12 protein-coding genes are annotated in these 12,931 nt (G+C 36.2%); 3 read left to right on the top strand and 9 right to left on the bottom strand.

Annotated features, from left to right (window positions below; translation table 11 throughout):
• Positions 1-45 precede the first annotated feature (45 nt).
• The 8 genes from M4I44_RS12005 to M4I44_RS12040 all read right to left on the bottom strand — a co-directional run bounded on the left by M4I44_RS12005 (position 46) and on the right by M4I44_RS12040 (position 7,285).
• Positions 46-1,188: a peptidylprolyl isomerase gene (locus tag M4I44_RS12005; RefSeq protein WP_249964839.1), complete on the bottom strand. Its 1,143-nt coding sequence runs from the start codon at positions 1,186-1,188 to the stop codon at positions 46-48.
• A 44-nt stretch (positions 1,189-1,232) separates the two neighbouring features.
• Positions 1,233-2,309 carry a peptidylprolyl isomerase gene (locus tag M4I44_RS12010; RefSeq protein WP_017497308.1) on the bottom strand — a complete coding sequence of 359 codons (1,077 nt, stop codon included), beginning with the start codon at positions 2,307-2,309 and terminating at the stop codon, positions 1,233-1,235.
• 16 nt (positions 2,310-2,325) lie between these two features.
• The gene (gldI, locus tag M4I44_RS12015; protein ID WP_017497309.1) at positions 2,326-2,967 is read right to left on the bottom strand and encodes a gliding motility-associated peptidyl-prolyl isomerase GldI; all 642 of its coding nucleotides are present in this window, start codon (positions 2,965-2,967) and stop codon (positions 2,326-2,328) included.
• Between the two features lie 7 nt (positions 2,968-2,974).
• The gene (locus M4I44_RS12020) at positions 2,975-3,979 is read right to left on the bottom strand and encodes a bifunctional oligoribonuclease/PAP phosphatase NrnA (RefSeq protein ID WP_249964840.1); all 1,005 of its coding nucleotides are present in this window, start codon (positions 3,977-3,979) and stop codon (positions 2,975-2,977) included.
• Positions 3,980-4,147: 168 nt separating this feature from the next.
• On the bottom strand, positions 4,148-5,404 hold the full coding sequence (locus M4I44_RS12025; protein ID WP_249964841.1) for a voltage-gated chloride channel family protein: 1,257 nt from the start codon (positions 5,402-5,404) through the stop codon (positions 4,148-4,150).
• A 115-nt stretch (positions 5,405-5,519) separates the two neighbouring features.
• Positions 5,520-5,903 carry a RidA family protein gene (locus M4I44_RS12030; protein WP_017497312.1) on the bottom strand — a complete coding sequence of 128 codons (384 nt, stop codon included), beginning with the start codon at positions 5,901-5,903 and terminating at the stop codon, positions 5,520-5,522.
• Positions 5,904-6,066: 163 nt separating this feature from the next.
• A complete protein-coding gene (locus M4I44_RS12035) occupies positions 6,067-6,372 on the bottom strand; it encodes a chaperone modulator CbpM (protein WP_017497313.1) in 306 nt (101 codons plus the stop codon).
• Positions 6,362-7,285, bottom strand: a complete 924-nt coding sequence (locus M4I44_RS12040) for a DnaJ C-terminal domain-containing protein (RefSeq protein WP_249964842.1) — start codon at positions 7,283-7,285, stop codon at positions 6,362-6,364. The genes M4I44_RS12035 and M4I44_RS12040 overlap by 11 nt, the downstream gene beginning before the upstream one ends.
• A 460-nt stretch (positions 7,286-7,745) precedes the next feature.
• Here M4I44_RS12040 and M4I44_RS12045 point away from each other — a divergent pair, with 460 nt between their 5' ends.
• Positions 7,746-8,459 (top strand): hypothetical protein, encoded by a 714-nt coding sequence (locus M4I44_RS12045; RefSeq protein ID WP_249964843.1) that lies wholly within the window; start codon positions 7,746-7,748, stop codon positions 8,457-8,459.
• A gap of 185 nt (positions 8,460-8,644) precedes the next feature.
• Here M4I44_RS12045 and M4I44_RS12050 read toward each other — a convergent pair whose 3' ends face one another.
• Positions 8,645-9,172, bottom strand: a complete 528-nt coding sequence (locus tag M4I44_RS12050) for a hypothetical protein (protein ID WP_249964844.1) — start codon at positions 9,170-9,172, stop codon at positions 8,645-8,647.
• 245 nt (positions 9,173-9,417) lie between these two features.
• Between M4I44_RS12050 and guaA the strand changes: the two genes are divergently transcribed.
• Positions 9,418-10,947 carry a glutamine-hydrolyzing GMP synthase gene (gene guaA, locus M4I44_RS12055; RefSeq protein WP_017497318.1) on the top strand — a complete coding sequence of 510 codons (1,530 nt, stop codon included), beginning with the start codon at positions 9,418-9,420 and terminating at the stop codon, positions 10,945-10,947.
• A gap of 62 nt (positions 10,948-11,009) precedes the next feature.
• The gene (locus tag M4I44_RS12060; protein ID WP_249964845.1) at positions 11,010-12,929 is read left to right on the top strand and encodes a LysM peptidoglycan-binding domain-containing protein; all 1,920 of its coding nucleotides are present in this window, start codon (positions 11,010-11,012) and stop codon (positions 12,927-12,929) included.
• Positions 12,930-12,931 lie beyond the last annotated feature (2 nt).

Here is a 12,931-nt window from a genome sequence, read left to right on the forward strand (position 1 = left end):
AATACATCGTGGTGGTTGCTTTTAAGTCCGGTAAGGTACTTTGAATTACTTTACTGGCTGTTCTTTATAAGTTTCGATTTCAAAGATTAAAGTGGCGTTTGGCGGAATTACACCTCCCGCACCTTTTTCTCCGTAAGCCAGATTAGAAGGAAGGAAGAATATAGCTTTTTCTCCATCTGTCATCATGTCTAAAGCTTCAATAAAGCCAGGAATCATTCCGTCTTTTTTACCTACAACAAAAGGGAACGCTTTGTATCCTTTTTGGGCATCGCGGTTGGCATCGTATTTACCGTAAGCCTTTGCTACGGTAGAGATACTGCTGTCAAAAAGATTTCCATCTTCAAAATATCCTGCATAGTGAAAGTAAATGTTAGATCCTTCAGCTCCTTTAACGCCTGTTCCTTTTTGTGTAACAACATATTTTAAACCGGAAGCTGTTGTAGTAGCTTTCGCTTTTGTAGCGGCAAAATAAGCTGCTTTTTGAGTGATTACTTTTTGAGATTCTGCTTTTTTTGCCTCCTGAGCTTTAGCATCTTCAGCAATTACTTTTACAGGATCAAATTTTTTGGCTGCAGCACCTTTGCGTGTAATGGTAATTTTTGTCATGATATCGTCCTGAACAATTTTATTTACATTGTCCATTCCTGAAACCACATGACCAAAAATAGTATGTTTACCATTTAACCATGGTGTATCTTTGTGTGTGATAAAAAACTGACTTCCGTTTGTAGCCGGACCAGAATTGGCCATTGCCAGAACTCCGCCTTTTTCAAATTTTAAATCTTCTACAAATTCATCTTTAAATGCATATCCCGGACCTCCTGAACCATTTCCGTCAGGATCTCCACCCTGAATCATGAAATCATTGATTACTCGGTGAAATTTCAATCCGTCGTAAAAAGGTTTACCTTTAAGTTTTTCCACTTTAACGTTTGGGTTCGTTCCTTCTGCCAACGAGATAAAGTTAGCCACAGTTACTGGTGTTTTTACATATTCTAAAGAAACCACAATATCTCCTTTTGTGGTGGCTATTGTAGCAAAAATACCTTCGCCAGGATTGGCTTTAGGGGCTATTTTTGCTGCTGTCGCTGCCGTTTTTGGCTTTGCTTTAGCAACTGGTTTTTTGGTAGCCTGAGCCTGAATATTTACAACTGCCAGGCAAAATAAAAATAGAAATTTAAACTTCATGTTGTTCCGAATTTAAGTCTATGATGGTTTTTCTTTAAAAAAAATTATTGTGGTTTTTCTAATAATTGAATTTCGAAAATAATATTAGCATTTGGTGGAATTACTCCGCCAGCACCTGTTGCTCCGTAAGCTAAATGTGCAGGAATAAAAAGTACTGCTTTGTCTCCAAATGAAAGTTGTTCAATTCCTTCAATAAAACCAGGAATCATTCCGTCTTTACGACCTGCCTGGAAAGGAATTGGCTGGTATCCGTGTGCTTCGGCTCTTGCAGCATCAAATTTTCCGAAAGCTTTATTAACTTCTTCTACGCTTGAATCAAATAAAGTACCATCTTCTAAGAAACCGGAGTAATTGATATACAATTGAGCTCCTGTAGCCGGTTTTTTACCTGTTCCTTTTTCAGTGATTACAAATTCTAACCCTGAATTGGTTTTGGTCGCTTTAGGTTTGATAGAGGCTAAATACGCTACTTTTTCTTTTTGTACGCCTGCATATTTCCCTTTTTCTTTAGCAATTTCAGAGAAATAATCGTGAAATACTTTTATAGCGTCAAATTTTTTGGCAGCTTCACCGTTTCTGATAATTTTAACCGAAACAATTTTATCGTCTTGTTTGATCTGATTAACAACTTCCTGTCCTTTTTCAACCACATGACCAAAAATAGTGTGTTTTCCGTCTAACCATGGAGTCTCAACATGTGTGATGAAGAACTGACTGCTGTTTGTAGCCGGACCATTGTTTGCCATTGCTAAAACACCGGCTTTGTCAAATTTTAAATCGGTGATCTCATCTTTAAATCGGTATCCTGCATCACCTGAACCAGTTCCTTCAGGATCTCCGGTCTGAATCATAAAATTTTCAATTACTCTGTGAAATTTCAATCCGTCGTAAAAAGGTTTTCCTTTTAGGTAATCTTTAGTAACAAACTCGCTTTTACCTTCAGCTAAGGTTACAAAATTAGCTACTGTAACAGGTGCTTTTTTATAATCCAATTCAACAATAATGTGTCCTTTATTGGTTTCAATATCCGCATATAAACCATCAGGCAGGTTGCTGTGTTCGTCTTTACAAGAGAATAATGAACTAACGGCAAGTAATACTAGTAGAATACTTTTTTTCATTTTTAAAAGGTTGTTTTTATGGGTTTAAGGTATCTTTTTTAGTTTGAGCTACAGTTTTAGGAGCTGTTGTTTTAGGGGTTTGTGCCGCTGTAGTTGTTGGATTAGCAGCTGGATCCGGTACAAAGTTGCGAAGTGTAACAGTGCACATTAAGGATTGATTGGGTCCTATTTTTTTATTGTCTCCGTGATATCCGTAGGCGATATGCGAAGGGAATAAGAAAGTCACGGTTTCGTTTTTATGCATCATTTTTATACCGTCGCGTAATCCCATCATGATGTCTTGTTTGTCTACATAATAGGTCTGCGGACCAAGATCGGCTTCAGAATAGATTATTTTGCCATTGATATCTTTTACTTCCAGGTTAAAATAAGCGATATCTCCTTTTTTAGGAGTCTGGAGATCAGTTTCATTTCGTTCATCATAATACAGCCAGTATCCTTTTCGGGTGGCGTAGTATTTTGTTTTCGGATTGCTTTTGATTATTTTTTTAATAACATCCTCTTCATTGGCTACTAATTTTTTATTTCGATCGGCTGATTTTTTCATAAAAGTGCCGGAGGCCTGAGAAATAGGTCTTCTGGCATCTTCATGTTGTTTACAGCTAACCAATAAAACAGCAAAAAGTAGGGCGCAACTGCTTCGTTTTAAGTAGTTCATATTTGGGTTATATTTCTAATTTGTTTACTAAATCTTCAAATTTTTTCAAAGTTTCTTCCATTGAAGTCTCTGATTTTCCTCCCGCTGCATTACTGTGTCCGCCACCATTAAAATGATCTCTGGCAAACTGGTTTACGTCAAAACCTCCTTGTGAACGGAAAGAGATTTTAATGATTTTCTCGTCTTTATTTTCGATAAAAATAGCAGTAAAAACAATACCTTTTATACTTAATCCGTAATTAACAATACCTTCTGTGTCGCCTTTTACATATTGGAATGCGTCCAGTTCGTCCTGAGTAAGCGAAGTATAAGAGGTTTTGTGTTCTTCCAGAACTTTCATGTTTTGTAATGCACGTCCTAACAATTGCAAACGGCTGTAAGAACTGTTGTCGAACAACAAAACGGGTATTTGAGTATTTTCGACACCTAAATCGATTAGTTCAGCAATGATACGGTGTGTATTTCCTGTTGTTCCCGGAAAGCGGAACGAGCCGGAATCCGTTAATATTCCTGTGTAGATACAAGTGGCGATGGTTTTGTCTAAATCTTCTTTTTTGCCTAAGAAAGAAATAAAATTATAGACCATTTCACAGGTAGATCCAAACGAAGTGTCAGAGTAAGTATAAAGCGCATAATCATCCGGTTTCTGATGATGGTCGATCATAATAAACGGAGCGGTTAGCTTCGCAAGAGTATGTTCCATCTCACCTGTACGATGAAAAGCATTAAAATCCAGTGTAAAAATAAGCTCAGCTTCTTCTAATATTTTGGTACAGTTTTCAGTATCTTTTTCAAATATTTTAACCGTTTCAGAACCTGGAAGCCAGGCTAAAAAATTAGGAAAATCATTAGGAGCAATTACTGTTGGCTGATGATTGTTTTTTAATAAAAAATGGTATAACCCTAAGGTTGAACCCATAGCATCACCGTCAGGTCCTCTATGAGGAATGATGGCAATTTTCTTTGGGGTTGCGAGTAATAATTGTATCGCTTGAATGTCTTGTATTTTCATAGTGTGCGAATTTACATTTTTTTAATGTAATGCTGAAATCATTTTTTATAAGTTAATTGTGCTGAGTTCAAAGTCCAAAGTCCAAAGTCGAAAGTCGAAAGTTCAAAGTCTAAAGTCCAAAGTCCAAAGTCGAAAGCCTAAAGCGTAAAGCTTATAGCTTATAGCGTACTAGAGGTTTTCCAGTTCTTTTCGCTGTAGTCTCTGATACAACTTATACTTAGCTCCTTTTACAATTTGTGATTTGTAAATTCCAACAGAACCGGAGGAGAAATACGCTATAACGCATGCAATGGCGATGAACAATCCAGGCTGAATTCCAAAAAGTTCCATTCCCATAATGGTACAGGCAATAGGAGTGTGTGTGGCTCCTGAAAACACTGCGACAAATCCCAAACCCGCTAAAAAAGCAATGGGTAATGGAATCACCAGAGACAAAGCACTCCCTAAAGTTGCTCCTACAAAGAACAATGGAGTGACTTCGCCACCTTTAAATCCTGCGCCGAGAGTAAATCCGGTGAATAGAATTTTAAGCAGAAAATCGTACCAGAGATTAGCATTTGTAAAGGAATCGACAATTACCGGAACTCCCAAACCAGAGAATTTTGTGAGTCCGAAACCAGCAATGGCAATAGACAAAACAATTCCGCCAATAAAAGGACGGAGTGGAGGATATTTGATGTTTTTGGAGAAAAGGGAACCCCAGAAATGGGTGCTTCTCGAGAAAAGCAGAGCTGCAAAACCGGACAAAAGACCGATTAAAAGTACATAACATAAAGTGGTTAGACTAATTTCAGGAACAACGGGAATGTTGTAATGGGTATGTTTTACCTGCCAGAATTCGACAGTGAAGTAAGCAGCATAAGCGACTAAGAAGGAGAGAAGAATACTTTTGAAATTAATTTTACTGAAATACAGAACCTCCAAGGCAAAAATCGCTCCTGCAAGCGGAGTTCCAAAAACAGAGGCGAAACCGGCACTGATTCCGAGGATAATGAGAACTCTGCGTTCGGTATTATCCAAATTGAAAAGCTTTGTAAATTGATCGGCGATAGCACCGCCCATTTGTACTGCTGTGCCTTCACGTCCTGCCGAACCTCCAAATAAATGGGTTAGTAAGGTTCCTAAAAGCACTAGAGGAGCCATTTTAAAAGGAATGACTTTTTTTGGGGTTTCGTATTCTTCGAGCAATAAATTATTGCCTTTTACAACAGATTCTCCCCAGTAATGATAACTAAATCCTACTAATAATCCACCAAAAGGTAAAAGCCAGATTAGCCAGTCGTGCTGAATTCTAAATTGCGTAACCCATTCAAGGGAAACTAAGAAAAGTGCAGAAGCAGATCCGGACAAAATACCGATCAAAACGCATATTAAAATCCATTTGAAAGTGGTCAGTAGTAGTTCTTGTAGTCTTTGAGAGGTCATTAAATATTGTAAGAAAAATTTTCGCCACGAATTTCACGAATTTTATCGAATTAAAACATTTTTTAACGTTATAAATTGTTAAAATAGAAAAAGTCGTGAAATTCGGCCCGAAAAATTATTGAACAACAGCCGTAAATTCAATTTCAACTAAATATTCGGGAGCAACCAGTTTGCTGATTTCATAGAACCCGGTTGTTGGTTTTACATCTTTAAAAAAGGAAGAATGCGCTCTTGCTACTTCTTCGAAAGTCGAAATATCAGTAGTGAAAATTCGCGTTCTGATCACATCTTTCATTCCAACATTTAAATCTTCTAAAACTTTTTCAACACGTTCCAGGATGTTGTAGGTTTGAGCATAAGCGTCATTAGCTTTTACTTTTTCACCATCAACAATAGCTACAGTTCCTGAAACTTCAATGATGTTGCCAATTCTTACGGCACGACAATATCCCATTTTGTCTTCCCAAGGAGATCCTGTTAAGATGTTTTCTCTTTTCATTTCTTTTGGTTTATTGAATTTACTTCTTTGTTTTTAAGGCAAATTCGGATTGGTTAATAGAGTCGCAATTTATAAAATATGCCAATGAAAAAGAGTACGATTGAATTGAAATCATTTCGGAATTCCTTCTTTTTTGTGATATTTTAAAGCGTCAAATTGTTCTTTACTCGATTTGATGCTGTTCGTAGAGACGAAGTTTATTTTGGGTAGCAGTAAGGTCTTGCTGCAATCCTTCGATTTTGCTCAATAAGTTTGCGATTACATCCAGGCCTTCAAGATTAATTTTCAAATCATAATGAAGACGTATCATTTTCTCAACAGTTGGTAATTGTTCCGGTTGGAAATATTCGTCTTCTTCAAGTAGTATAATTTTTACCAAACCGTAATTATGCAACTCCGTTATAAAGGTGTTCTCAATTTCGTGATACACGCAAAATTGTTTAATATGGATTAAGTTTTTACTGCTCATGATTTCTTAGTTTAGCTAGTTCTTCAAATAATTCTTTTTCTTTGGCAGACAGTTGGGTTGGGATTTTTATAGTGTAAGTAATGTATAAATCACCAAACTGATTTTCTTTTTTGTATACCGGAAAGCCTTTGCCTTTTAATTTTATTTTAGTTCCGGGCTGAGTTTCGGCCGGGACTTTTATTTTTACTTTTCCGTCAAAAGTCTTTACGAAAATTTCTCCTCCTAAAATAGCGGTGTATAAATCCAGTTCAACATCGGCATATAAATTATGGCCTTCCCGCTTAAAATCGGAATCATTATCAATTAAAAAAGTGATGTATAAATCGCCATTTGGACCACCATTTGCGCCGGGTGCACCATGATTTGGAATTTTAATAATCTGTCCGTTTTCGACTCCGGCCGGAATGGTGATTCGGATATTTTTTCCATTAACACTTAGATTCTGCTTGTGAGTCGTGTAAGCGGATGCTAAATCTAACTGTAATTCGGCATTAAAATCCTGACCTCTGTATTTTGCCTGACCTCTGGAACTTCTCCCTGAAGAGCCGTACATAGAATTGAAGAAATCAGAGAAATCACTTTCGGAAAAGTTTCCGCCACCAAAATCAGTGTAGCCTTGATTGCCTTGCTGTTGTCGGGAATATTGCTGTTGATTAGGATCGTAACCTGCTTTTTCAAACTCGTCGGCATGTTTCCAGTCTTTTCCGTACTTGTCGTATTTTTTACGATTTTCGGGATTACTTAAAACTTCGTTAGCCTCATTTATTTCTTTGAATTTTTTCTCCGCTTCCTTGTCATTGGGGTTTAAATCAGGATGGTATTTTCGCGCCAGTTTTCGATACGCCTTTTTGATTTCAGCTTCAGTTGCAGATTTTGTGATTTCTAATACTTTGTAATAATCAATATAATCCATGGATTGAAAATTTAATAAATTAGCTATTTCGACAGATGTTTTAAACAGTCAGAACAGAGGTGTGTTTTTTGATTTATTATTCTAAATTGAAAAATAATCGAAGTTCCGAGGTGTCCGATTTACGATATGAGTTTAATTTTTAGTATCTCTCTTTGAAAGATTGAAGTTAGGAATAAGTTGCTAATTATCAAAACGATGTTTTTCGAATATTAAAAAAATAACATTTACATAGTTTCAGAAGTCCCCCGATTGATTTGCAATATTAGAATTTGGAATTTGGAATTTTGAGTTTGGGATTTAGAATTTGCAGTTTTTGGCAGGTTTTTTGATTCCAAAAAAAGGCATAATATAGTGTTATAAAAGTCTTAAAGTTGTAGTGCTTAACTATATTATGCTATTTTTGTGATTCCAGATCCCGTTTTAAAGCAAACATAAAAGCCGATTCGATAATACTTTTTCAATGAAACACATTTTATTCTTCATATTATTTTTTACTGCTGTTACCGTATCGGCGCAAAAGGAATTTGGAACTAAATTCAAGCCCATTGCAGCACCTAAATTTGGGGCAAAACCCAAAAAGACTCCAATTCCGGAAATAAAAGACCCTCAGGGTGAAAATCTGGACATGCCGGGGATTAAAACACCTAATGTTTTTGACAATACCAGTATTACTCCAAAATCTCAATTTCAGATTGGGGCAGAGAAAAGTAAGTTCACCATGTCTACCGAAACTGATTTTGCCAATCCGGGAGATCGTTACGTGCCCAAAATGGAGAAAGATTTAGACAAAGCTTTAAGAGATGTCGGTTTGAAAGAAGGACGCGGAACATTAATAAAAAGAAATATCTCTTTGGGAGATTTTAGAACAAAATCACAATATTTCATTGTAAAATTAAGAGACTTCGGAGCCATCGATGGCGATTTGGTCAAAGTTTCATCAAATGATGCCGTAATTGCCAGTCAGATACTATTGGGGTCCAATTTTAAAGAAGTAAAAATAAACCTTGCAGCAGGGTTTAATAAATTAGATTTTGAAGCTTTAAATATCGGTACATTGGGCGGAAACACTGCAGAAATCCAGGTTTATGATGATAAAGGACAATTGGTAACCAATGATTACTGGGATAACCTTGCCGCGGGATTTAAGGCTTCGATTGTTGTGACAAAAGAATAGTTTTTTAAGGTACTAAGGTTCTGAGATGCTAAGGTTCTAAGTTTTTAATAAATAATAACTACGTGATTATTGGGGTAACCTCAAAGCAGTTTTTTTGAGATTTTAAGGGATTAAGCAACTAAGGTTCCAAGTCTTTCTAAAAAGAACTTAGAACCTTAGTATCTCAGAACCTCAGAACCTTTTTTCTAAAATGGATCCGCAGTCACTCTAAACTTCATTTCTGCTTTTACAGTTACATCTTTAGTAAGCGTTTCTTTCAAAGTAACTTTTGTTCTGATTTTGTATTTATCTGCTTTAATGTATTGATCCAGTCTTGCATCGGTACAAATCAAATCGATGCTGTTGGTGGAGGTATTGATATTATCCTGATAAGCAAGTTCTATTTCATCAGAATCTGTCGTAGAAATATACAAATGAACCGATTTTAAAAACGTAAATGTTTTATCGGTTGGATTTGTAATCATTAGTTTAAGCGATTTCAGTTTAACATCTTTTACTAAACTGGCTTTGGTTTTATTGTTCTCAAACTCGGCAGAAGAATTTGTAGTGACATCCGGAGTGATAATTTCCGAAGGTAAATTGATAGGGGAAGTACTCTTTATCTGGATCGAAGTTTCGTTTGAAATCGTAAAAGTCAATAAATTATCTACAGCATCACAAGAGCTTAAAAACAAAGACAAAAAGAGAGAAAGGGCAATTAATTTTGATTTCATAGTTGAATTTTAATTTGGGTTTTTCGTTACGTACGAAATAAATTGGTTTTTGGATTTTTTTATTTACAGGTTCAAAGATGCAAAGGTTCATAGGAACAAAGCAAATGTTTTTCTTAATTTTAGTAAACCTTCGAATCTTTGTTGCTTTGAGTCTTTGCGCCTCTAAAATCAGAACGTTGAAAAAAAATATTTATTTTTTCGGCGTTCTGATTTTTCAAATTCGAATATAAAAAGTACTTTTGCGCATGCAACACAACGTACTTATTTTAGATTTCGGATCGCAATATACTCAGCTTATTGCGCGTAGAGTTCGCGAATTAAATATATTCTGCGAAATTTTCCCTTACAATCACTTTCCTAGTGATTTATCACCTTATAAAGCCGTAATTTTAGGAGGAAGTCCTTTTTCTGTTCGTGCAGAAGATGCTCCACATCCTGATTTATCTCAAATTCGAGGCAAGCTTCCAATGTTAGCAGTTTGTTACGGAGCACAATACTTAGCTCATTTTAGTGGAGGTGAAGTAGCAGCTTCGAACACCAGAGAATATGGAAGAGCTAATTTGTCTTATATTAAAGAGAATGAAGTTTTCTTCAACGGAGTTTCTGAAAACAGCCAGGTTTGGATGAGCCATAGTGATAGTATCAAAGCTTTACCAACCAATGCTGTAAAATTAGCAAGCACACATGATGTAGAATTTGCTGCTTATAAAATTGAAGGTGAAACTACTTATGCTATTCAATACCATCCTGAAGTTTTTCACTCTACTGATGGATCAAAAATGCTGAAAAACTTTTTAGTAGATATCGCTGATGTTCCTCAAAACTTTACACCAGGAGCTTTCGTAGAAGAAATGGTAGCGGAGTTAAAAGAGAAATTAGGAAATGATAAAGTGGTTTTAGGATTGTCAGGAGGAGTAGATTCTACTGTTGCTGCAGTGCTATTAAACAAAGCAATTGGACAAAATTTATATTGCGTTTTTGTTAATAATGGACTTTTGCGTAAAAACGAATTCGAAAATGTATTGAATCAATACAAAGGAATGGGATTGAACGTAAAAGGAGTAGATGCAGGCGATCGTTTTCTGTCAGAATTAGCAGGAATCAGTGATCCTGAAACCAAACGTAAAACAATTGGCCGTGTATTTATCGAAGTTTTTGATGATGAATCGCATTTAATCGAAGATGTAAAATGGCTGGCGCAGGGAACTATTTATCCTGATGTTATTGAGTCAGTTTCGGTAAAAGGACCATCGGCAACGATCAAGTCGCACCATAACGTAGGTGGATTGCCGGATTATATGAAATTAAAAATTGTAGAACCACTTCGAATGTTGTTCAAAGACGAAGTTCGAAGAGTGGGAGCTACTTTAGGAATAGATCCTGAATTATTAGGAAGACACCCTTTCCCGGGACCAGGATTATCAATTAGAATTTTAGGAGATATTACTCCGGAAAAAGTTCAGATTCTACAAGATGTGGATGCCGTTTTTATTGACGGATTAAAATCATGGGGATTGTATGACAAAGTTTGGCAGGCAGGAGCAATCTTGCTTCCGGTAAACAGTGTTGGTGTAATGGGCGATGAGCGTACTTACGAAAAAGTAGTAGCGCTAAGAGCTGTAGAATCAACAGATGGTATGACGGCCGACTGGGTTCATTTACCGTATGATTTCTTAATGAAAGTGTCTAACGATATTATCAATAAAGTAAAAGGCGTGAATCGTGTGGTTTACGATATCAGCTCAAAACCACCAGCAACAATTGAGTGGGAATAGTACTATTTTTTAAAATTAAGGCGTTACATTTGTAACGCCTTAATTTTTTAAACCTACTATTTATGAGAGAATTTTTAACGATTTCTCTTGTGTTTGTTTTGTCTTTTAACAAAATAACTGCGCAAGATTCAATTATTGAGCATCGGATTCAAAAGGGGGAAACTGCTTACTTTATTGCCCAAAAGTACAAGGTTTCAGTAGAAGAAATTTACAAACTTAACCCCGAATCACAAAACGGAATCAAAGACGATCAGACGATCAAGATTCCTGTTCATTCCTCTGAAAAACCAAATTCCAGTCAGCAGATTATTCATGTTGTTGGCGCAAAAGAAACTCTTTTTGGTTTAGCAAAACAGTATAACATTTCGGTGGAAGCTCTTCAGAATGCCAATCAGGCGATTCTTACCAACGGACTTCAGATTGGTCAGCAACTAATTATTCCGCAAGGTTCCGGAGATCTTTCTCAAACTGAAAGTACAATTTCTTCAAAAGTCAGCCATCAGGTTGTGGCAAAAGAATCTTTATTTAGTATTGCGAGACAGTATAATGTTTCGGTTTTGGATTTGGAAAATGGAAATAAAAATCTTCTTCAAAATGGACTACAAGTTGGACAGACTATTGCGATTCCGAATAAACGAAAAACTTTAGACGGACGAGTTCGTGTCATCAATCAGGAAACTGTTTTTCATGTGGTCGAGCCTAAAGAAACGAAGTTTTCGATCGCTAAAAAATATGGAATTTCGATTGATCAGCTGGAATCGCAGAATCCTGAAATCGTAAACGGACTGATTGTTGGAAATAAGCTGGCCATTAATACAAAAGGTGTAAAGCCGACAAATGAAAGCGAAGAACTGATGATTGCTCTGGCCGAAAAGCAGGTAGTGGTGGAAAAAACAAAAGCCAAAACAGTCGAATTGGAAGATTTGAAAGACCGTTTGGTTGTTCAGAAAGAAATGAATCAGAAAATTATAAAAATTAATGATTTGAAAATCAATCTGAATGACATGAATGGCTCAAAAGAAAATTCAGTTGAAAAATTGCGATTGGTACTGGAAGCTAATAAAAATGTGCAGGATGTTTTAATGGCGAAACTGGATTCGCTGGTTCGTACGATGAATGATGATCTGGTCGATTTGAAAAGACTGGATATTTTAAATGTTGACGAATCAAAAAGACTGGAAAAACAATCTTACGAAAGTATTGGGAAAACGAATGAATTATCGTCTCAGTTAAAAAAAGAGTTGGCAGAAAACCGAAAAGTCTATGCCGGTTTAATGAATAAAGTCGAAAAAATCGCTGTAGCCGAAAACCAGGAATACAAGAAGAAAATCCGCGAAAGCGAAAAAAATAATAATCCGGCTTCATTGCAACAACGTCTTTCATTGGAAGAAATAAAGCAGTACAAAATAGAGCAGGAGCAGGGTGACGCTAAGAATCAGCTCTTGATTGCTAAAATTGACTCACTGGATAATCAGAAGAAGATCGAAGTGAAGAGACATATCAGTAAAGCCTCCTACTATAGTATGGAAGCCCGAAATTTTGATGATAAAGTGGCTTTGCTGAAATTGAAAAAGTATCAGGATCAGGCGATTAAAAATCAGAAAAAAAACGGATTCATTGGCGATTCAAAAATTATCTCATCGGAAGAAATGAAACAGGAGTTAAAGGAAAATCCGCTTAAAAGGGACAAAACGATAAAGGTGGAAGTTTTTGATAATCTTCGCGAAGTTTCAAACGGCTATTACTTAGTTTTGGGTATATTTACAGACGCAACGCTAAGGGATAAGCTCATTACGAAACTCATTGATTCCGGCGATTTTAACGCCAGTTTCTTTTTTAATATTAATAGTCTTTCGTACTATGTGTACTCCGATAAGTACCAAAATATGGAAGAAGTACTATATCAATGCAAGAAAAAAGAGGAAGATGAGTTATATAAAGAGGTGAGTATTGCTAAGGTCGAGATTGATCTTAGAGAATAAGC

Origin of the sequence: Flavobacterium sp. B183, assembly GCF_023539155.1 — a bacterium.
Taxonomy (GTDB): domain Bacteria; phylum Bacteroidota; class Bacteroidia; order Flavobacteriales; family Flavobacteriaceae; genus Flavobacterium; species Flavobacterium tructae.